We start from the raw sequence: 19,482 nt of genomic DNA on the forward strand, positions 1-19,482 counted from the left end.
GCCCCATGGCCCGCCGCGCCTTTCCCAGGGGCCAGGTGGCCCTCGGGCCGGAGAGCGGCGAGCCGGCCGAGGGGCGTCTGGAGGTGTGGGGACCTGGATTCGTTCGTTCAGTCAGAGCCGGGTCCGGGTTAAATGAGCGGCCCAGAATGGTTCCCGCTGCATTGACGCTCCTGAACCGGCACCTCCCCCGTGGAATGGCGGCCCTGACTCTTCTGCTCGCCTGGGCGGCCGCCGCCGCTCCCATCAAACAGGTCCCCGAAGGAGGGCGCGCCATCCCCGTCATTCAGCAGGGGATCGTGTGTGGCCCGGTGGGCGGGGGGTGGTCGCTGTCGGCGGATGGGCGCTCCATCCGGCCGCCTTCCCCAGGCACCGAGGGGGCCGCGCGGACGCTCGATCTCAAGGTCGCGGAGGATACGTCTCAGTGCGCGTCGACCCAGGACATCGTCACCGTCATCGCCACCGGGCCCTTTCCGAGCATCGACGCCGCGGGGACGAGCTTCTTTCCGGACGATGGGCGCATCGAGCTGAAGGGACAGCGGCTCCAGGACGTCGCGGTGAGCTGGTTCGTCCCGGCGAAGACGGCGAAGAATGAGCAGGAGGGCCCCCGCGAAGGCATGGACCTCTGCCTCAATCCGTCTTCCGGAGCCAGGCAGTCCGAGTGCACCGTGCCCCTGGCGTCCGGTCTCCCCACGGATGCGGCGCTCTTCTGGATTCCGCCCCATGGCAAGCGGGGTCCCGAGGTGACGACCTACGATGCCAACGGCACCCTCGTGGCGCCCGAGTCCTTCCAGCTCCGGCCCGGCCGCATCATCCTGACCCGGCCGCTCTTCCAGCAGTCCAGTGGCGTGGACCTGTCCAAGGGGCCGGGCCGGGTGGTGGTCTCCCATCCCGAGGCGGTCGCCTCCGCGGACTGCGCTCCCGCCCGGTGCGAGCCCGCCGAGGAGGCCATCTCCATCCGCAACGTCACGGGCCTGGAGGCCCAGATCACCCTGCGCGTGCGGCTCGTCCCCCGCGTCCTGGTCGCCCGAGGGGACGCCTTCGACGCGACGGTGTCCGCCACGTTGCCCGTCCTGTCCTGTCCCCTGACCGCCGTGGAGGGCACGGTGCTCCGCGATGCCGCGGACCCGGCCCTGGTGGTGCGTCTGGATCCGTCCTGTGGGCATGAGCCCCAGGGCCTGCTCTGGACGGTCAATGGCGAGCGCGCCGTGGTGGGGCGTGTGGTGAAGGTCTCCGATGGCACCTATGTGCTCCTGCGCACGGGGGGCACCTCGTCCCAGCAGGTCACCATCTCGGCGGCCAGTTCTCCCCTCGAGCGGACCGTGGTCGCCTCGACGACCGCGAAGACACAGCCGCTGCCCTACCCACGCGTCCGTCTCGAACTGCCGGACCACGGTGCCCTCGACTTCATCCCCACCAATCGTCCCGCGCTCGTGCAGATCTCCGGCGCGGGAGAGCAGGGGCGCTTCGTGCTGCTCCCCATCGAAGGGGCCTATCGCGTCATCACCCAGGGCAACTCCATGCTCGTTCACGGAGACACGACCGCGGGGGGATTCGTGTCGCTGCGCTTCGGCTACCGGGTCCCCTCGCTCCCCGGCGAGCTGTCGACCGCGGACCTCGCGTACGTCGAGGAGCGCGTCCAGCGGGCGGTGCGAGAGGCCAGCGTCCCCACGAACGTCGCCCAGTTGATCGAGTTCGTCTGCGCGGACAAGGACGGCGTGGATCACTCCATCGAACCGAGCCGTCCCTACCGCATCAACTACGCCATGCGGCACACCTGCCGGGTCATCGTTCATCGCGAGCGGCTCAACCCCGAGGAGGGAATCCAGGAGATCATCCTGCGGATCGATGTCACCAAGCGCGACGGCGCCTCCCGGGGAGAGAGTCACGTCGAGCAGCGGATGCTGCTGCGGCCCGGAGGCGAGGAGCGCGTCATCCCCGTCCAGGGTGGCCTCGGTCAGTTCGATCGGATCCTGGTGCAGGTCGCGCATGTCGCCGACGAGTCCCGTTACGCCTTGAGCGCGACGGACCGGACGGGGCTTCCCTCGGCGCAATGGTCGGCCATCGTCGAGGGAGGCTTCCTGCGGCTCTATGCGACGGGCGCCGTTCCCGCGGGCCTCTACCGGGTGACGCAACCCAGTGGTCAGCTCACGCTCAACTTCGGGGTGCTGTCCCGGCTCGTACTGCTGAACGAGGAAGGACAGGAGCGGTTGCTGGGAATCGAGATCGGCCTCATGGGGCTGGGGCTCATTCCCCAGTCGGGCGACATCCACTTCCCGCCCACGTTGGCGCTCGTGGGCGGCGTGGGCCTGCGCGTGCCGATCGGCACGGGAGCGGCGGTGGGTGTCCAGGCGTGGATTGCCCACGAGTTCCGGGGCGACGTCACGCGCAACCTGAAGCCCGGCGAGGACCCGAACACCGACCTGCGGGTCCCCTCCAGCAAGTGGTCCTTCATGTTCGGGCCCAGCATTTCGATCGGCGACATCGGGTTCAACCTGTAGCGAGCCAGCGCCAGAGCCCACAGGAGCGGCCGGGCATTCACTCGGTGAGTGGGCCCTTTGTACCCACGGGCATCGCGCATGGACCCGAGCGGGGAAGGGGTTGCGAAGGCGCGCGGCTGGCGCTGGCGACGCTGCTTCCGGGGAGCATACAGTCCGCGCGCCCTGTCCGTTCACCTCCGAGCCCGAACCAGTCCCCGATGAGTCGAGCCGCCACGTTCCTGCTGCGCGTTGCCCTGATGACGGCGTGCCTGTTGCCCCGCCCATCGGTCCTCGCCGCCGAGGCGCCGCCGCCCGAAGCCCCATCCCTGGAGCACATGCATCACACGGCGTGGACCGAGCGCGACGGCGCTCCGGGTGATGCTTACGGTATCGCGCAGACGCCGGACGGCACGCTGTGGATCGGCTCGCAGTTCGGCCTGTACCGCTTCGACGGCGTGCGCTTCGAGCTCTATACCGCGCCTGACACGGGCCGCCCGCTCGCCGACGAAGTGTACCGCCTCTACACCAGCCGCTCGGGCGAGCTGTGGATGGGCCTGCAACTGGGCGGCATCTACGTGCTGCGCGAGGGCGTACTCACGCGCTATGGCCAGAAGGACGGCCTCCCTTCGAGCACCGTGAGCGACTTCGCGCAGGATCTGGATGGCAACATGTGGGCCTCCACCTCGGGCGGCCTGTACCGCTTCGACGGCCAGCGCTGGCAGGTCGTCGAGGAAGGCGGGCTGCAACGGAACAGCAACGTGCAGACCGTGACGGTGGACCCGCGCGGCACGGTGTGGGCGGCCACCTCGTTCCAGATTTTCACTCGGCCGCGCGGCGCGGCGCATTTCGCGCCGGTGTCGATGCCGCGCGACGCCACCGGCGGCGAGCGCAACCTGCTCGGCGGCATCAACGTCTGCGTGGATGGCGCGGGTGAGCCCTGGTTCGCCATCGTGACCGGGGGTCTCATGCCGCTGGCCGACCGTCAACGGTGGTTCGACGGCAAGAGCTTCGGCAGCGCGAGCGCTGGGACGCAGGGCCTGTGCCTGTTCGACCGCCAGGGCGGCGTGTGGATCGTGCTGGAGGAAGGCCTGGCGAGGCTGCCGTTGGTGAGCGCGCTGGCCGGGGCGCCAAGGACCGAGTCGTTCGCGGACATGCAGCGCCCCGGCGCCGCCGTGCGCCTGAGCGGGAGATCCGTGAACGCTCTGCTCGAAGATCGCGAAGGCAACGTCTGGGTGCTCACCAACGCTGGCGTGGACCGCTTCCGCGGGAACAAGGTGGTGCCCGCGCTGCCCGAAGGGCCGCAATGGTCCAACGTCGCGCTCGCCCCCGCCGCCGACGGCGGGCTGTGGATTGGCACGAGCCGCCACGGCCTCTTTCTGCGCGACGCCTCGGGACAAATCCAGGGGCCGCTGGACGGCCCGGCGCCGCACACATCGATCATCGTGCTGCGCCGCGACCGCGCGGGCGACCTGTGGATCGGCAGGGTCGGCGAGTTGTGGCGCCTGGCTGGCGGCCAGCCGAAGGGCCAGCTGGAGCGCATGGCGCTGCCCGTCGACCTCAGCAAGCGGGGCAGCGCCGTGCAGGCCATCGCCGAGGACAGCGAGGGCGGCCTGTGGATGTCTTTCCGCGGCCTGGGCGTGCACCGCTGGAAGGACGGCCAATGGAGCGCCAAGGGCGGCGTGGCCGACCTGCCCAAGGACACGGTGGTGAGCATCGAGGCGGATCCGGCGGGGCGCGTCTGGCTCGGCTATTTCAACAATCAGCTCGCCCGCGTGGAGCATGGCCACGCGCGGATGCTGGGTCCGTCCGAGGGACTGCGGGTCGGCAACGTCGCCGCGCTGCGGCCCTGGGGTGAGCGGCTGTGGGTGGGCGGCAACGCGGGCGTGGCACTCTACGCGCAAGGCCGCTTCCACGCCCTGGTGCCCGCGAGCGGCCCCGACTTGCGCGGCGTGTCCGGCCTCGCGCAGACGGAGGAGGGCGAGCTGTGGATCCACGGTGTGGGCGGCGCGGTGCGCGTGCCGCGCGAGGAGGTGGAGGCCTTCGCGAGCGATCCCACGCATGCCGTGCAGGTGGAGCGCTTCACGGCGGACGACGGGCTGGAGGGCTCGCCCGAGCCGCTCGGCCCGATCCCCACCCTGCTGCGGGGGGAGGACGGCCAGCTGTGGCTGCCCACCACCACCAATCTCTTTCGTATCGACCCGCGGCGCATCGCGCGCAATCCGTTCGCGCCCAGTGTGCACATCGGAGGGGTGACGGCGGCGGGCACGGCCTACGCGGCCAGCGAGGGCCTGCGGCTGCCAGCGCTCACCACCGCCTTCGAGATCGACTACACCGCGTTCAGCCTCACCCAGCCCGAGCGCGTGCGCTTTCGCTACCAGCTCGAGGGCGTGGACACGGGCTGGCAGGAGGCGGGCAACCGGCGGCGCGCGTTCTACACCAACGTGGGGCCGGGCTCGTACCGCTTCCGCGTGACGGCCGCCAACAACGACGGCGTGTGGAACGACACCGGCGCCGTCTTCACCTTCACGGTGCGGCCGGCCTTCCACCAGACCACGTGGTTCTACGCGCTGTGCGCGCTGGCCGCCGCGGCGCTGCTGTGGGGCGTCTACCAGCTGCGGCTGCGCCAGGTGGCCGCGCAGCTGCGCGCGCGGCTGGAGGCACGCTCGCAGGAGCGCGAGCGCATCGCACGCGAGCTGCACGACACGCTGCTGCAGGGCACGCAGGGCCTCATCCTCAGCATCCAGGGCCTGGCCGCCGAGCTGCCCGAGTCGCACCCCACGCGCGGCAGGATCGAGGCGGTGCTGGACCGCGCCGACCAGGTGGTGGAGGAGGCGCGTGACCGCGTGCGCGACCTGCGCGCCGAATACACCGCCGCCCGGGATCTGCCGCGGGCCTTCGCTCTGCTGGGCGAGGAGCTCGCGAGCGAGCGCTCCACGCGCTTCGGTGTGCTCGTCAAGGGCACGCCGCGTGACATGCCGGGCGCCGTGCGCGACGAGGCCTACCGCATCGGCCGCGAGGCGCTGCTCAATGCCTTCGCGCATGCGCGAGCCCAGGCCGTCGAGGTGGAGTTCGTCTACGAGCCGGGTGCCTTCCTGCTGCGCGTGCGCGACGATGGCACGGGCATCGACGAGGAGGTGTTGGCGCAGGGCTCGCGGCCCGGGCACTGGGGTCTCGTGGGCATGCACGAGCGCGCGCAGCGCCTGGGCGGGCAGCTGGAGCTGTGGAGCCGCCCGGGCGCGGGCACCGAGGTGCAGCTGCGCCTGCCGGCGGTGATCGCCTATGCGTCGGTGGCGAGGCACAAGCCTCGGTGGTGGCGCTTCGACCGCCCGCCTCCGGCGCGATGAAGGGCCTTGCCAACAGCCGTGGGGCATGTGCCCCCACGGCCGCCGGAAGAGCTCCGGGTGCTTGCCTTATTTCAGCGGCAGGGACACATAGGACGGGCTGCTGCCTGGCGAGGAGAACTTCACCGTGGAGAAGTCCGGCGCCTTGTCCGCGTAGAGTGCATCGACGGTGTCGATGACGAGCGAGAGGCGATGGCCGCTGGGAATGTCATAGGCCGTCGCCGGGAAGTCCACGTCCACGGCATGCGGCTGGCCAGCGACGGCGCCTCGGAGCGTGACCGCGACGTGCGTGACGAGGCTCCCCGTCCCTCCCCAGTCCGAGTCATAGAGGTATGCGATGACCGTGGTCTGCCCGGAGTTGCTCGGAGTGACGGTGAGGTTCAGGTGCGGGGCTCCGCGCACGCGGCGCGGGCTCGTGAACCATTCCGACTGCCAGACGGCCGCCTTCGCCCGGTTCACTCCCGGAATCCACGCCGAGGGTGGCTCACCCGTGATGGCCTCCACGCCGTTGGTCAACAGCGCCACGCCTCCGTTGGCGACGGTGTCATCACCCGCGAAGATCGTCTTGCTCCAGCCCGTCTGCGAGCCCGTCAGGAGGTCGCCCTCGTTGCTCCACGCGTACACGTCACTCAGGTTGTAGCGCGTGGTGCTCGTCGAGACGGCGCTCCACGACGGGTACGACTCATAGAGGCTCTGGCCCCGGAGCTGGAGCTGTACCGGGTTTTCCGAGGCGATGCCCGTGTCCATGCCGCGCAGGTATTGGTCGAACCAACGGCGCGTGCTCGTCCAGGCGTCATTGGGAATGCCGAAGATGCCGGTCAGCTCGGCGATGGCATGGTCACCCGGGCGGAGTTCGAGCCGCTTCGGCCCCGCCAGCCGGGTGAAGAAGCTGGCGAGCTGATTCGGCCCGAAGAAGCTGTCGCCGTAGGCGTTGGCCATGAGGATGGCGGGACGGTTCGCGTTGATGCGATCCAGGTACGTCGCGGCGCTGCGCACCTGGGCGTAGGCGATGACGCTGTCCAGGTTCTGGTTGGCGAAGAAGTTCGAGAGGGCCTGCCGCAGCTCCGCCGAGGGCTGTCCGGTCAACTCCGCCGAGAGCCACAGCAGCCCGGCGCTCTGCAGATGGCGCGTCTGGTTCGCGAACAACGAGTACGTCAGATCCGTCCAGCAGCTCATCGCGGCCACGGCGCGGATACGCGAGTCGAAGGCCGAGCCGATCAACGCCATGCCCGCGCCATAGGAGACGCCCGCCGCACCGATGTGGGCCGGATCCGCGGGAGTATGGGCAAGCGTCCAGTCGATGACTTCGGTCAGGTCGCCAATGTCCTTGGGGCCCGCCGTGTCGATGCCGCCCCCCGAGGAGTAGAAGCCTCGCGGGGTGTACGAGACCACGACGTACCCGGCCTCGGCGAACTGCTGCGCCTGCACGTAGTACTCCAAGGTGGGCAGCGCCCAGCTGGTGATGAAGATGATGGCCGGGTACTTCCCCGGAGTATCGGGTGTGAAGACGTTGCCCTTCAGGGTCACTCCATCACGCGCGGTGATGTCGATGACGCGGAAGGACGAAGACGCGGACGCGGGACCGGCGAGAACGCACAGTGACAAAACCACGGACACAGCGATTGCTCGTAACCAGGACAAGGCACATCTCCGGTGGGGTGGGGGGGACTGGGCACTGCACTCACGACTGGATTCGAAGCTGCCGCGCCAGGGGCCCGAGCTCGACGCCAACCTCATCACCTTCGAGCAGGAGCCCGCGCGGGTTCAGCGGCAATTCGAGGAGGCCGGCCAGAGGCGCCACGGGACGTGAGCGGCTCCTGCTCCGATACGATGTACCCGGTTCATGACGATGTGCCCCCCCTTGCTCACCTGGAATCTACGGCCACGTAAGTTACGAAAGCGTAATTAGATTGTCAAACCGGAGGCTCCAGGCATGCGTGGGGAGCCGGAAATCCGCTGCGGACGGGTGATTCTCGAACGTCCGCCGGTGGCACGAGTGGGTTCGAATCTACGTCTGCGTAGGTTGCTGGGAGCACCCTCGAGCCATGCTGGTGGCCGGACCATACGACGCACTGCGAAATGCAGCGCGAGGGTGGAGTCGGGTGTACTAAAGTGTTTTCCATGGCCAGCCGCGCTCAACGCCTCCCCGCCTCTGCCCGACGAGCCCAGCTCATCGACGTCGGACGTTCTGTCTTCGCCCGACGCGGATACGAAGGGGCTTCCGTCGAGGAAATCGCCGAGGTGGCGAAGGTCTCCAAGCCCGTCATCTACGAGCATTTCGGCGGCAAGGAGGGCCTGTACGCCGTCATCGTGGACCGCGAGATGGAGTACGTGGTCCGGCGCATCTCCGAGGCCATCGCGCAAGGCAGCGCCCGCGAGCGCGTCGAGCAGGGAACCCTCGCGTTCCTGACGTATGTGAAGGATCACCCAGACGGCTTCGCCGTCCTCGCGCACGACACCCCCATCACCTCTGCTCGCGGTGGGATGTCGTCACTGCTCAACGAACTGGCCGAGCGCGTTGGCCATATCTTCCTCACCTCGTTCAAGGCCGCGGGCTATGAGCCCAAGGTGGCGCCGATCTACGCGCACGCCCTGGTCGGCATGGTCACCTTCGTCGGCCAGTGGTGGAGGGGCGTGCGCAAGCCGCCCGTCGAGGAAGTCGCCGCGCACATCTCGTCCCTCGTCTGGAAGGGTCTGCGCCACCTTCCCAAACGCCCGGAGATCATCTCGACGCGGCGGAAATGACGCCCGGTCCGGCGAATTTGCCATCAAGCCTCAATCATGACAATAGTCGTGGACACCACTGAAAACAGGAATATCGCTAAATGACGATCTCTCGCCTTGGTGTGTCCCTGGTACTCGCCTCGTCCATGACCGTTCTGACTCCCTTCTCCGCCCAGGCCGGGTTCTGGGAGCTGACAGGGGAGCGCGGCTCGCACGATCCCTCCCTGATCAAGGAGGGCAGCACCTGGTACGAGTTCCATACGGGACAAGGCATCCAGGTCAAGCGCTCGGACAACGGGACCCAGTGGTACGCGGTTCCTCAAATCTTCCTGAATCCGCCCTCCTGGTGGAGCAGCTATGTCCCCAATCAGACGCGCAATGACGTCTGGGCACCCGACGTGCATCTCTACAATGGGCGGGTGTGGTTGTACTATTCCATCTCCAGCTTTGGCTCCAACACCTCGGCCATTGGCCTTGTCTCCGCCACCAGCGTGGGCGCGGGGAGCTGGCGGGACGACGGGCTGGTCATCCGGACCACCAGCGCCAACAATTATAACGCCATCGATCCCAACCTGGTGATTGACGCCTCGGGCAATCCCTGGCTCGCCTTCGGCTCCTTCTGGAGCGGCATCAAGTTGACGCGGCTCGACAAGAACACCATGAAGCCCACCGGCTCTCTCTATTCCATTGCCTCTCGCGCCAATGGAATCGAAGGCCCGAGCATCACCTACCGCAACGGCTACTACTACCTGTTCGCCTCCATCGACGCCTGCTGCCGGGGGACCGACAGCACGTACAAGATTGTCTACGGGCGCTCCACCAGCATCACCGGTCCCTACCTGGACAAGAATGGAGTGAACATGATGAACGGGGGCGGAACGGTGCTCGATGCCGGCAACACGGTCTGGAAGGGGCCGGGCGGACAGGACATCTACAACAACGACGTCATCGCCCGGCACGCCTACGATGCCACGGACAACGGCGCGCCCAAGCTGCTCATCAATGATCTGCGCTGGGACTCCTCGGGCTGGCCTCAATACTGAGACCCCCCGGAGACGGGGCGAGCCGTGAGCCAGCCCCGTTTCAGTGGAGAAACCTCGAGTCCGGCCGTGCTCGTACAAGCCCCCGCGGGCCGGACTCGAGTCCCCGGCGGGGCCGGGGCCTCACGCATCAGAACAGGTACGTTTGCACACCCGCGCTGGCGAAGCCGACGAGGTCCGCACGGCCATCACCGTTGATATCCGCGACGGCGCGCGGATGCTGCTCCACCCGCCAATTTCCCGCGTTGTAGCCGAAGGCTCCCAACACGAACTGGGACGGGGCGAAGCCGGTGCCGGTGGACAGCGAGACATAGACGCCGCCTTGTCCGAAGCCGACGATGTCCGCACGGCCATCACCATTGACATCCGCCAGGGTGCGCGGGTGCTGCTCCACGCGCCAACCTCCGGCGTCGTAACCGAAGTCCGCCAGCACCAACTGGGCCGGGGCGAAGCCGGTGCCAGTGGACAGCGAGAGATAGACGCCCCCCTGAGCGAAGCCGACGATGTCCGCACGGCCATCACCATTGACATCCGCCAGGGTGCGCGGGTGCTGCTCCACCCGCCAATTTCCCGCGTCGTAGCCGAAGGCCGCCAGCACGAACTTGGACGGGGCGAAGCCGGTGCCAGTGGACAGCGAGAGGTAGACGCCCCCCTGACCGAAGCCGACGATGTCCGCACGGCCGTCACCATTGACATCCGCCAGGGCGCGCGGATGCATCTCCACCCGCCAACCTCCGGCGTCGTAACCGAAGTCCGCCAGCACGAACTGGGCCGGGGCGAAGCCGGTGCCCGTGGAGAGCGAAACGGAGACGCCCCCCTGACCGAAGCCGACGATGTCCGCACGGCCATCGCCGTTGACGTCCGCGACGGCGCGCGGATGCAGCTCCACCCGCCAGCCTCCGGCGTCATAGCCAAAGGCGGCCAGCACGAACTGGGAGCTGTTGAAACGGCTTCCCGTCGACAGGGCGGTGTACACGCCCCCCTGGCCGAAGCCGACGATGTCCGCACGGCCATCGCCGTTGACGTCCGCGACGGCGCGCGGGTGCTGCTCCACGCGCCAACCTCCGGCGTTGTAGCCGAAGTCCCGCAGCCACATGGCGCCACCATAGAACTGGACGACGCCCGCGATGTCGGTCGCACTCAGCTTCCCGTTCCCGCTCCAGTTCGGGTTGCAATAGTTCATCACCGACTGGAGGTCCCAGGCACCAATCATCAGGTTGCCATTGGAGCCCTGCGGGGGCTCCGTGCAGCTGGACGGCCGGTCTGGACGGTTGTGCTCGTGGGCGAAGCCGAGCGCATGACCGAACTCGTGCACCGCGATGGTCCGGATGCAAAACTCCCGCGTGGACTGGCAGCTCGGGCCCCAGTTCGCGAAGGTGAAGTTGAGCTCCATGCCGTTGACGAAGCCATCCAGCCGGCTGCCGAGTTGCTTCACGTGGGGCCCGGTGTCCGCGATGCGGATGCGGACGCCGCGTGAGGCCGAGGTGCACTGGCCCCAGCCGACGAACTCGACCGACGAGACACTTCCCCACGTGCCCCGGATCGCATCCTGCACCCAGGCCCGCTGGGTGGCATCCGCCGCCGTCGGGTTCTCCCAGCAAACGCTGATGCTTGGAGAGCCCCAGATCGAGGTGGTGTCGACGTAGAGTTCACTCGTATCGGTCGCATGAGCCGTCTGCTGCTCGGCTCGTGCCAGGGTTTCCTCGCTGGCACCGCATGCCGCGGTGAGGAAGGCTCCCGACAACGCAAGGAGGAATGGCAGGACTGTATAAGAGGTTCTTCTCTGCACGAGATTCTCGCTGTTCAGGGGCGGGACTGTCCGGCCCCGGCGGCAATAAAACAGAAGTCCTCCCGAGCGCGGTGATCTCATTTCGTGGGCACGCAACCTGTCAGAGAGACATCTCACTCCGCCCACAGCAGGCGCAATGGCAGCTCCAGCGCGCTGAAGGGTTCGGCACGAACGGTCTCCGAGCCCGAGTGCAGCGCTCGCAACGAGTAGCGCCGGCCGTCGAGCTCGAGCTCCTCCAGGGTGTGCACCTCGGGGTCCACCAGCCACACGTGGCGGATGCCCTCGCGGGCGTAGAGGGGCAGGAGCTGGGCGCGCTCCTCGGGGTGGGAGAGCACCTCGCAGACCCAGTCCGGGGCGAGCGCGATGCCGGAGGCGCCCCGGGGCAGGCGGGGCAGGTGCTCGCGCCGCCAGCCCATCAGGTCCGGAGCGAGGCGGCTCTGGCCGAGGTGGATTTCCAACCCGGAGAGCAGGAGCCAGGAGCCGGGGATGCCGCGGCCGGCACCATAGGTGGAGATGAGCTCCGCGCCGAGCTGGGTGGTGGCATAGGCGTGGAGCGCGGCGGCACGGGGGTTCACGGGGCGCACGGCCCTCGGGAGAGCCCCCGGCCGGCGGGAGGGATAGGCCTCGAGATGGGCGGTGACAGGGCTTCCGAGCAACAGGGCGGTCATGGGGCGCCACCATGCCCGGGGGGTCTGACATGGACACCCTCCCGGGCTACGACCGGCGCTCCACGAGCCGGGCGAGTTGCTCCGTGACGGTGCCCCACCCATCGTGGAAGCCCATTTTCTCATGCATGTTTCGATCGGCGTTGCTCTTGTGCATCACGTGGGCGGTGTAGTCGGTGCCCAGCGGATGCTCCCTCAGGGTGATGATCGCGGTCATGAAGGGCTCCTCCGCGGGCCTCCATCCACCCACCAGGGAATTCGTGAAGACGAGGCGCTCGAGTTCGTCGATGGCGAGATAGCAACCCCGCAGGTGCGGCATGAAGTCGCCACCGTTCTCGCTGAGCAGGGTGACGAGTGAACCGCCGGGACGCAGTTCCATCTCCTGGACCCTGCATCGGGCGGGCGCGGGGACCCACCACTGCTCGAAGCTCGCGCGGTCCGTCCAGGCACGCCAGATGGCCGACCGGGGCGCCTTGATGACTCGCGAGAGGGTCAGGTCGAGTTCTGGATTCAGAGAGGGGCTCATTCCGATTCTTCCTTTTCCTGGAGGGTGGTGACAAACAACTCGAGCCGGTCCGTACGGCCTTCCCAGAGGGCGCGCTGTTCGGCCAGCCAGGTTTCGACCGCGGCGAATGGCTTCTTTTGAAGGGCGCATGTCCGCACGCGACCTTCCTTGCGCGTCTGGATCCATCCGCTCTCCTCGAGCAGATGGATGTGTTTCATGAAGGACGGCAAAGCCATGTCGAAAGGCTTCGCCAGTTCGCTGATGCTCGCGGGGCCCTTGCCCAGCCGCCCCAACACCGCGCGGCGGGTGGGATCCGCCAGCGCCTGAAAGATACCGTTCAGCTGCTCCGGATACTGTTCCATGAAGCTAAGTATCACGGCGGGGAAACTTAGCGCAAGGGCTAAGTAATTCTCCTCGGAGGTCGCGGAGCGGGCGGGGCGAGTGGACTGGGTGGCGGCTCACGGCACCCCGGGTCCGAGGTGCTCACCGGCCTCGCCATCCAGGGTACGCTGCGCGGGTACTTTGGAGTGCGACGAGATCAGGGCACGGCGGCCCATGGACTTCCGTCATGAAAGCCGCGATGACCGACCCGTCGAGGAGGGAGTCTCATGAGTGAAGCGAATGTCGTTGCCGTGCCGGGCCTGACAAAGCGTGACTGGATTGCGGTGCAGGTGCTTTCCGCGGCCATCAGCCGCGGCGATCCGCTGGAGGACACCGAGAAGATGGTCCGGTGGGCCTACCGCGTGGCCGCCGCCATGATCAGGACTCAAGAGAAGATAGACAGGGCGGAGGCCGCGCCGCTGCATGTGAGTGCCGAGACCCCCGAGGGACAGGCGGAGTTGGACCAGGCCAGGCGGACGCGGGAGGACCTCCTGGGCGATTGATGGCTTCGGTCGTTGGTGAACGGTGGTTGGGGCAAAAGGGCCCCTTCCGTCCCCGGACGAGGGGTAGGTCTCCGGGGACGCGGGGTTGACCCTTTTGCTCCACTCGGGGTCGCGCCGTGACACCCAGGCTTGTCGATATCGGGGCCCACCTCGAGGCGTTTGAGATACTTCCGCAATGGAGAGCACCTATGAGCACGCTGGTCGTTGTCGCCACCATCACCGCCACGGCTGGGCAGCAGGAGCTCGTGCGGTCCGCCTTGGAGAAAGTCGTGCCGCCGAGCCGCGCGGAGGCGGGATGCCTGCGCTATGAACTCCATCGGGACAATTCGGACACGGCACGCTTCGTGATGCTGGAGGAATGGCGCGGTGCCGAGGCATTGCGGCAGCACGAAGCGACACCGCACTTCCAGGCGCTCATCGCGGCAATTGGCGGGCTGGCTCAAGTGCACGTCGCGAAGCTGACGAAGATCGCCTGAGCCCATTCCTCCTCTACGTCCGCGTCCCCGCGCTCAGACCCGGGTGCCCAGATAGGCGTTCTGCACCTTTGGATTGGACAGGAGCGCTTCCGCCGAGTCCTCCAGGACGAGCCGGCCCACCTCCATCACGTAGCCCCGGTGGGCCAGCTTCAGGGCCGCGCGGGCGTTCTGCTCGACCAGGACGATGGTGACGCCCGTCGTCTGGTTGATCTCCCGAAGGGTCTGGAAGATCGCCTTCACGAGCAGCGGCGCGAGCCCCAGCGAGGGTTCATCCAGCAGGAGGATGCGCGGGTTGGCCATGAGCGCCCGCCCGATGGCGAGCATCTGCTGCTCGCCCCCCGAGAGTGTCCCCGCCAGTTGCGTGCCTCGCTTCTCCAGGACCGGGAAGAGCCGGTGGATCCACGCCAGCGTCTCCGCGATTCGGGGCTTGTCGGTCCGGGTGAAGGCACCGAGCATCAGGTTCTCGCGGACGGTGAGGGTGGCGAAGATGCGCCGCCCTTCCGGGGCCTGGGCGATGCCTCTCTTCACCAGCTCGTGTGCCGGGAGGGCGTGGATGGGCTTTCCCTCGAACAGGATCTCCCCCGCCGAGGGGCGGATGAGACCACTGATGGCCCGCAGGGTGGTGGTCTTCCCCGCGCCATTGGCGCCGAGCAGTGTGACGATCTCCCCCTGCCGCACCGTGAGCCCGATGCCGTGGAGCGCCTCCACGTTCCCGTACTTCACCCGCAGATCCTTCAGTTCCAGGAGCGGTTCGGCCATCGCTAGACCTCCTCCGTTCCCAGGTAGGCTTCGATCACCTTCGGATCCTTCCGGACGGCCGCGGGAGTCCCCTCGGCGATCTTCTCGCCATACTCCAGCACCACCAGGTGCTCGCAGGCTCGCATGACCAGGCTCATGTCGTGCTCGATGAGCAGGAGGGTGATTCCCCGCTGCTGGATCTTCCGGATCAGCTCGACGAGCTGGTCCGTTTCCTGCTCGTTCATGCCGCCCGCGGGCTCGTCGAGGATGAGCAGCTTGGGCTCGGTCGCCAGCGCCCGGGCGATCTCCAGACGGCGCTGGTCTCCGTAGGACAGGTTCTTGGCCAGCTCCAGCGCCCGGCCGTGCAGCCCCACGAAGGCGAGCTCCTCCATCGCCCGGGCCACGGCCTCGCGCTCCTCGCGGACCTGTCCGGGCAGACGCAACAAGGCCGACAGCAGCCCGGCTCGGGTGCGGCAATGGCGCCCGGCGAGGACGTTCTCCACGGCGGAGATCTGCTGGAAGAGGCGGATGTTCTGGAAGGTCCGGGCCACGCCCAGCGTCACGATCTGATGGGGCCTCAACCCCACCAGGGAGCGCTCCTTGAACCGGACCGTCCCGCGATCCACGCGGTAGTTGCCCGTGATGAGGTTGAAGGTCGTGGTCTTCCCCGCGCCGTTCGGGCCGATGAGCCCCACGACGGACCCCTCGGCGACCTCGAAGGAGACGTCGCGCACGGCGGTCAGTCCACCGAAAGCCTTCGTGATTCCCCGGACCTCGAGAAGGGCGCTCATGGTGCGGCCTTGGCCCGTTGGAGGTCGGACTTCTTGAAGCGCACGGTCCGCAAGGGCAACAGCCCCTGAGTGCGGAACACCATCAACACCATCATCACCAGGCCAAAGACGAGCATTCGCGCCGAGGCGAAGCCTCGAAAGACTTCCGGCAGTCCCACCACCAGGAAGGCGCCGAGGAGCACCCCGGGAATGGAGCCGGAGCCGCCGAGGATGACGATCAGGAAGAGGAGGACGGACTCCCAGAAGCTGAACGACTCCGGGGAGATGATCGTCATCTTCGCGGCGTAGAGATTGCCGGTCATTCCCGCCCAGGCCGCCCCCAGGGCGAAGGCCAGGAGCTTGTAGCGGCCCGTGTTCACGCCACTGCCCTCGGCGGCCACCGGATCCTCCCGGAGGTAGTTCAGTGCCCGCCCGAACCGTGACTGCTCCAGCCGGTGGAAGAGGAAGACCGTGAGCGCGACGAAGGCCCAGATGAGATAGAAGAACTCATTGGGGCGGCGGATCTTCAGGCCGAAGAGGGTAGGGCGCGCGATGCCGAAGAGCCCGTTCGCCCCGCCCGTCAGGCCGAACACGTCGTTCACCAGGGCGATGCGCACGATCTCCCCCAGCCCGATCGTCACGATGAGCAGGTAGTCCCCCCGCAGGTGGATGACGGGGCGGGCCACCAGCGCCGCGAAGAGCGCCGCCACCAGTCCGCTCACCGGCAGGGCCCACAGCGTGGGCAGGCCCAGCCGGGTGTTCAGGATCGCCGTGGTGTACGCACCCACGGCGTAGAAGGCGGCATGGCCCATGTTGAAGAGCCCCGCGTCGCCCAGGATGATGTTCAGGCTCAAGGCCAGCAGGGCGTAGAGGCCCACGCTGTTGAGCACGTCCACCCAGTACGCGTCCAGGACGAACGGGGCCCCGGCGAGCACGAGGGCGAGGACCGCGTAGGACACGAGCAGGCCGCGGCTCATACCTTGTCCGCCACCCGCTCGCCCAGCAGTCCCGTGGGACGAACGATCAGGATGAAGATGAGCACGAGGAAGGAGAGCGCGTCCTTCCACGCCAGGGAGAGGTAGGCCGCGCCCAGGGCCTCGATGACGCCCAGCAGCAGGCCGCCCACCATCGCCCCGGGGATGTTGCCAATCCCTCCGAGGATGGCCGCGGTGAACGCCTTCATCCCGTAGAGCCAGCCCATCGTGAAGCTGACCTGCCCGTAGTAGAGGCCGACGAGCAGCCCGGCGGCGCCGCCCAGGGCGGGACCGATCAGGAACACGAGCAGGATGACCCGGTTCACGTCGATGCCCATGAGGCGGGCGGCTCCCTGGTCGATCGCGGCCGCCCGGATCGCGGTGCCGATCTTCGTCTTCTGCACGAAGAGGTAGAGGACCGCCATCATCACGACCGAGGCCAGCACGACGACGATGCGCATGAGGGGCACCTCCAGCCCGAGCACGTTCACCGTCGCTTGGGGAAGCAGATCCTCCGGGTAGACGTGGACGCGGGCGCCGTAGAGGAGCATGAGCGCGTTCTGCAGGAAGATGGACGCGCCGAGCGCCGACACCACGGCCGAGAGCCGGGGTGACTCCCGGAGGGGCCGGTACACCGCGCGCTCGAGCACGGCGCCGATGATCGCGACGAGCCCCATGACCATCACGGCCAGGAGGACCAGCCCTGCCACCATCCCCAGCCGATCCTGGAGGAAGAAGGAGGTGAGGAGGGTCATCCCGAGGTAGGCGCCGTACGTGAAGAGGTCTCCGTGGGCGAAGTTGATGAGCTTCATCACCCCGTAGACCATGGTGTAGCCGAGGGCGATGAGCGCGTAGATGCCCCCGACGGCGAGTCCGTTGGTGAGCTGCTGGAAGAAGTGCTCCATGTGGGTGGGCGCCGAGCGGCGTGCCTACTTCTTCAGTGCGAAGTCGCCCGTCTTCTCGACCTTGTACACGCGGTACAGCTCACCGAGCCGGTCACCCTTCGCGTTGAAGGAGATCTTCCCCGTGAGGCCCGGGAAGTCCTTGAGGCGGGTGGTGAGGTAGTCGCGCAGCTTGTCCGCGTCCGTCGACTTCGTCTCCGCGATGGCCTTCGTCACGACGCGGAAGCCGTCAGCCGCCAGCACGCCGTAGATGGAGCCTGGCGTCTCGTTGTACTTCTTCGTGTAGCTCGCCAAGTAGGCCTTGGCCTCGGGCGTGTCGAGATCCTTGGGCACCGGGGGCGAGAGGAACTGGAAACCCTCCGCCGCGTCCTTGCCGGCGATCTTCACGAGGTCCGGGTTGTTGATGGCGTCCCCACCGAGGAAGGGCACGTTCCACCCCATCCGCTTCTTCTGCTTCAGCAGCAGGCCCGCCTCCGGGTAGTAGCCCGTGAAGAAGACCACGTCCGGACCGGCCGCCTTGAGCTGGGTGAGGATGGTGGAGTAGTCCTGCTCCTTGGGCGTGAGGGCGTCGAAGAAGACGACGTTGATCTTCTTGCCCTTGAGGATCCCCCGGATCTCATCGGCCAGGCCCTTGGAATACGCCGAGTTGTCGTGCAGGAGCGCGACCTTGGCCGCCTTCATCTGCTCGATCGTCGCCGCGGCCACCCGTCCCTGCTCGTCATCGCGAGGGCAGGTGCGGAAGAAGTACTTGAGGCCCTTCTCGGTGAGCCGGACGCTCGTGGAGCCGTTGGCCACCTGGATGATGCTCGCCTCGTCGAAGATGTTCTGGGTCGCCTCGGTCACCGCCGAGCCGTAGGTGCCGACCACGGCCACCACGCCCTGGGTGCTCAGCCGCTGCGCCGCGAGTGACGCGGTGCGCGGATCGCCGCCGTCATCCCCGATGATGACCTCGACCTGCTTGCCCAGCAATCCGCCCTTGGCGTTCAGCTCGGAGGCGAGCAGCTCGACGTTCTTCTTCATCTCCTGGCCTTCGCTCGCCCAGGAACCGGTCATGGGCGCCAGCAGGCCGATCTTGATCGTATCCGCCGCACGGGCTGAGCCGAAGCTCAGGAGGCACAATGCCAGGGCGAGACCCATCGCTCTCTTCATGAGGTTCTCCTCGGGGTTCAGGAAACGGTCATTTCCATATCAGCGCCCAGCGGTGGACAAGAGCAGATTCTTGCCAGGACTCAGTCGTCACGCGGGGCGGGACGGGTCTCCGGCCCCGCCGTTCCCGACGCGGCGAACACCGTCTCCAGGAAGGCGCCGAGCACGGGGTTGTCGTTGGTGCGGCTCCACGCCAGGAAGAGCTCGACGGGCCTGGCCGGCTCCATCTCCACGGCCTTGAAGACGACCCCTTCGAAGTTGAGGGCCGCCGCGGCCTCCGGGACGAGCGCCAGGCCCATTTCCGCGCGCACCAGCGCCAGGATGGAATGGATTTGACTCATGTTCTGCACGTACCGGGGTGCCACGCCCGCCCTGCCGAACACCGACAGGACGAGGTTGTGCAGATACTGCGCCTCGTAGGGCGAGTACATGATGAAGGGCTGGCGCTCGAAGTCCCCCAGGGTCACGAAGGGCTGCTCGGCGAGCCGATGCGTGCGTGGGATCGCGGCGATGAGGGGCTCGCGTAGCACGCAGCGCGACGCGAAGTCCTGGTGATCCACCGGCACGCGTACCAGGCCGACGTCGAGCTGCTTGGACATCAGGGAATCCACCTGCGCGGTCGTCACCAGCTCCTTGAGGATCAGGTCCACGCCGGGCAGGCGCGAGCGCATGGCGGAGATGAGGTTCGGCAGGTAGTTGTAGCCCGAGGCCGCGGTGAAGCCCAGGGTGAGGGTGCCGGCGTCACCACTCGCCACACGCCGCGCGCTGAACGCGGCGCTCTCGGCCAGGCTCAGCAGCCGACGTGCTTCCGGAAGGAAGGCGCGGCCCGCGGGGGTCAGCTTGACGGTGCGGCTCGTGCGCTCGAAGAGCTGCGTCCGCAGGTTGTGCTCCAGCAACTGCACCTGCCGGCTCAGCGGCGGCTGGGTCATGCTCAGCCGTGTGGCCGCGCGCCCGAAGTGCAGCTCCTCGGCGACGGCCACGAAGCAACGGAGTTGGCTGAACTCGAACATTGATGCAGCCCCAGCATGGATGGAGTCCATCCCCAGTCTAT

Annotated in this window: 17 protein-coding genes; 6 read left to right on the top strand and 11 right to left on the bottom strand. The window is 67.7% G+C overall.

Going from position 1 to position 19,482, the window contains the following annotated elements:
- Positions 1 to 194: 194 nt before the first annotated feature.
- Together F0U63_RS21545 and F0U63_RS21550 are read left to right on the top strand one after the other, a co-directional pair.
- On the top strand, positions 195 to 2,498 hold the full coding sequence (locus tag F0U63_RS21545; RefSeq protein ID WP_395848400.1) for a hypothetical protein: 2,304 nt from the start codon (positions 195 to 197) through the stop codon (positions 2,496 to 2,498).
- A 197-nt stretch (positions 2,499 to 2,695) separates the two neighbouring features.
- The gene (locus tag F0U63_RS21550; protein WP_395847789.1) at positions 2,696 to 5,821 is read left to right on the top strand and encodes a two-component regulator propeller domain-containing protein; all 3,126 of its coding nucleotides are present in this window, start codon (positions 2,696 to 2,698) and stop codon (positions 5,819 to 5,821) included.
- Between the two features lie 66 nt (positions 5,822 to 5,887).
- Here the strand turns inward: F0U63_RS21550 and F0U63_RS21555 are convergent, their stop codons facing one another.
- The gene (locus F0U63_RS21555) at positions 5,888 to 7,429 is read right to left on the bottom strand and encodes a CocE/NonD family hydrolase (RefSeq protein WP_395847790.1); all 1,542 of its coding nucleotides are present in this window, start codon (positions 7,427 to 7,429) and stop codon (positions 5,888 to 5,890) included.
- Positions 7,430 to 7,939: 510 nt separating this feature from the next.
- Between F0U63_RS21555 and F0U63_RS21560 the strand changes: the two genes are divergently transcribed.
- Both F0U63_RS21560 and F0U63_RS21565 read left to right on the top strand, forming a co-directional pair.
- Positions 7,940 to 8,563: a TetR/AcrR family transcriptional regulator gene (locus F0U63_RS21560; protein ID WP_395847791.1), complete on the top strand. Its 624-nt coding sequence runs from the start codon at positions 7,940 to 7,942 to the stop codon at positions 8,561 to 8,563.
- Positions 8,564 to 8,643: 80 nt separating this feature from the next.
- Positions 8,644 to 9,585 (top strand): glycoside hydrolase family 43 protein, encoded by a 942-nt coding sequence (locus tag F0U63_RS21565; RefSeq protein WP_395847792.1) that lies wholly within the window; start codon positions 8,644 to 8,646, stop codon positions 9,583 to 9,585.
- A gap of 127 nt (positions 9,586 to 9,712) precedes the next feature.
- Here the strand turns inward: F0U63_RS21565 and F0U63_RS21570 are convergent, their stop codons facing one another.
- From F0U63_RS21570 to F0U63_RS21585, 4 genes are all read right to left on the bottom strand, one after another.
- Positions 9,713 to 11,371, bottom strand: a complete 1,659-nt coding sequence (locus F0U63_RS21570; RefSeq protein WP_395847793.1) for an FG-GAP-like repeat-containing protein — start codon at positions 11,369 to 11,371, stop codon at positions 9,713 to 9,715.
- A gap of 113 nt (positions 11,372 to 11,484) precedes the next feature.
- Positions 11,485 to 12,039, bottom strand: a complete 555-nt coding sequence (locus tag F0U63_RS21575) for a Uma2 family endonuclease (protein ID WP_395847794.1) — start codon at positions 12,037 to 12,039, stop codon at positions 11,485 to 11,487.
- Positions 12,040 to 12,085: 46 nt separating this feature from the next.
- Positions 12,086 to 12,562, bottom strand: a complete 477-nt coding sequence (locus F0U63_RS21580; RefSeq protein WP_395847795.1) for an SRPBCC family protein — start codon at positions 12,560 to 12,562, stop codon at positions 12,086 to 12,088.
- Positions 12,559 to 12,903, bottom strand: a complete 345-nt coding sequence (locus F0U63_RS21585) for an ArsR/SmtB family transcription factor (RefSeq protein ID WP_395847796.1) — start codon at positions 12,901 to 12,903, stop codon at positions 12,559 to 12,561. The genes F0U63_RS21580 and F0U63_RS21585 overlap by 4 nt, the downstream gene beginning before the upstream one ends.
- A 246-nt stretch (positions 12,904 to 13,149) precedes the next feature.
- On the opposite strand from F0U63_RS21585, the gene F0U63_RS21590 reads away from it, so the two are divergent.
- Positions 13,150 to 13,425 carry a hypothetical protein gene (locus F0U63_RS21590; RefSeq protein ID WP_395847797.1) on the top strand — a complete coding sequence of 92 codons (276 nt, stop codon included), beginning with the start codon at positions 13,150 to 13,152 and terminating at the stop codon, positions 13,423 to 13,425.
- A 188-nt stretch (positions 13,426 to 13,613) separates the two neighbouring features.
- Positions 13,614 to 13,901 carry a putative quinol monooxygenase gene (locus F0U63_RS21595; RefSeq protein ID WP_395847798.1) on the top strand — a complete coding sequence of 96 codons (288 nt, stop codon included), beginning with the start codon at positions 13,614 to 13,616 and terminating at the stop codon, positions 13,899 to 13,901.
- 33 nt (positions 13,902 to 13,934) lie between these two features.
- On the opposite strand, the gene F0U63_RS21600 is transcribed toward F0U63_RS21595, so the two are convergent.
- The 6 genes from F0U63_RS21600 to F0U63_RS21625 all read right to left on the bottom strand — a co-directional run bounded on the left by F0U63_RS21600 (position 13,935) and on the right by F0U63_RS21625 (position 19,441).
- Positions 13,935 to 14,660: an ABC transporter ATP-binding protein gene (locus F0U63_RS21600; RefSeq protein ID WP_395847799.1), complete on the bottom strand. Its 726-nt coding sequence runs from the start codon at positions 14,658 to 14,660 to the stop codon at positions 13,935 to 13,937.
- A 2-nt stretch (positions 14,661 to 14,662) separates the two neighbouring features.
- On the bottom strand, positions 14,663 to 15,430 hold the full coding sequence (locus tag F0U63_RS21605) for an ABC transporter ATP-binding protein (protein ID WP_395847800.1): 768 nt from the start codon (positions 15,428 to 15,430) through the stop codon (positions 14,663 to 14,665).
- Positions 15,427 to 16,386: a branched-chain amino acid ABC transporter permease gene (locus F0U63_RS21610; RefSeq protein ID WP_395847801.1), complete on the bottom strand. Its 960-nt coding sequence runs from the start codon at positions 16,384 to 16,386 to the stop codon at positions 15,427 to 15,429. The genes F0U63_RS21605 and F0U63_RS21610 overlap by 4 nt, the downstream gene beginning before the upstream one ends.
- A complete protein-coding gene (locus F0U63_RS21615) occupies positions 16,383 to 17,288 on the bottom strand; it encodes a branched-chain amino acid ABC transporter permease (protein ID WP_395847802.1) in 906 nt (301 codons plus the stop codon). The genes F0U63_RS21610 and F0U63_RS21615 overlap by 4 nt, the downstream gene beginning before the upstream one ends.
- Positions 17,289 to 17,312: 24 nt before the next feature.
- Positions 17,313 to 18,434, bottom strand: a complete 1,122-nt coding sequence (locus tag F0U63_RS21620; RefSeq protein ID WP_395847803.1) for a branched-chain amino acid ABC transporter substrate-binding protein — start codon at positions 18,432 to 18,434, stop codon at positions 17,313 to 17,315.
- An 80-nt stretch (positions 18,435 to 18,514) separates the two neighbouring features.
- Entirely contained in the window at positions 18,515 to 19,441 is a 927-nt protein-coding gene (locus F0U63_RS21625; RefSeq protein WP_395847804.1) for a LysR substrate-binding domain-containing protein, read from the bottom strand.
- Positions 19,442 to 19,482: the final 41 nt, after the last annotated feature.

Source organism: Cystobacter fuscus (assembly GCF_044360685.1).
Lineage (GTDB): Bacteria > Myxococcota > Myxococcia > Myxococcales > Myxococcaceae > Cystobacter > Cystobacter fuscus_C.

Bases quoted from the DNA above. Each gene is read 5' to 3' on its own strand.
- F0U63_RS21615 (WP_395847802.1), bottom strand. From the start codon at position 17,288: ATGGAGCACTTCTTCCAGCAGCTCACCAACGGACTCGCCGTCGGGGGC.
- F0U63_RS21575 (WP_395847794.1), bottom strand. From the start codon at position 12,039: ATGACCGCCCTGTTGCTCGGAAGCCCTGTCACCGCCCATCTCGAGGCC.
- F0U63_RS21620 (WP_395847803.1), bottom strand. From the start codon at position 18,434: ATGAAGAGAGCGATGGGTCTCGCCCTGGCATTGTGCCTCCTGAGCTTC.
- F0U63_RS21590 (WP_395847797.1), top strand. From the start codon at position 13,150: ATGAGTGAAGCGAATGTCGTTGCCGTGCCGGGCCTGACAAAGCGTGAC.
- F0U63_RS21605 (WP_395847800.1), bottom strand. From the start codon at position 15,430: ATGAGCGCCCTTCTCGAGGTCCGGGGAATCACGAAGGCTTTCGGTGGA.
- F0U63_RS21560 (WP_395847791.1), top strand. From the start codon at position 7,940: ATGGCCAGCCGCGCTCAACGCCTCCCCGCCTCTGCCCGACGAGCCCAG.
- F0U63_RS21600 (WP_395847799.1), bottom strand. From the start codon at position 14,660: ATGGCCGAACCGCTCCTGGAACTGAAGGATCTGCGGGTGAAGTACGGG.
- F0U63_RS21580 (WP_395847795.1), bottom strand. From the start codon at position 12,562: ATGAGCCCCTCTCTGAATCCAGAACTCGACCTGACCCTCTCGCGAGTC.
- F0U63_RS21625 (WP_395847804.1), bottom strand. From the start codon at position 19,441: ATGTTCGAGTTCAGCCAACTCCGTTGCTTCGTGGCCGTCGCCGAGGAG.
- F0U63_RS21550 (WP_395847789.1), top strand. From the start codon at position 2,696: ATGAGTCGAGCCGCCACGTTCCTGCTGCGCGTTGCCCTGATGACGGCG.
- F0U63_RS21595 (WP_395847798.1), top strand. From the start codon at position 13,614: ATGAGCACGCTGGTCGTTGTCGCCACCATCACCGCCACGGCTGGGCAG.
- F0U63_RS21610 (WP_395847801.1), bottom strand. From the start codon at position 16,386: ATGAGCCGCGGCCTGCTCGTGTCCTACGCGGTCCTCGCCCTCGTGCTC.
- F0U63_RS21565 (WP_395847792.1), top strand. From the start codon at position 8,644: ATGACGATCTCTCGCCTTGGTGTGTCCCTGGTACTCGCCTCGTCCATG.
- F0U63_RS21585 (WP_395847796.1), bottom strand. From the start codon at position 12,903: ATGGAACAGTATCCGGAGCAGCTGAACGGTATCTTTCAGGCGCTGGCG.
- F0U63_RS21545 (WP_395848400.1), top strand. From the start codon at position 195: ATGGCGGCCCTGACTCTTCTGCTCGCCTGGGCGGCCGCCGCCGCTCCC.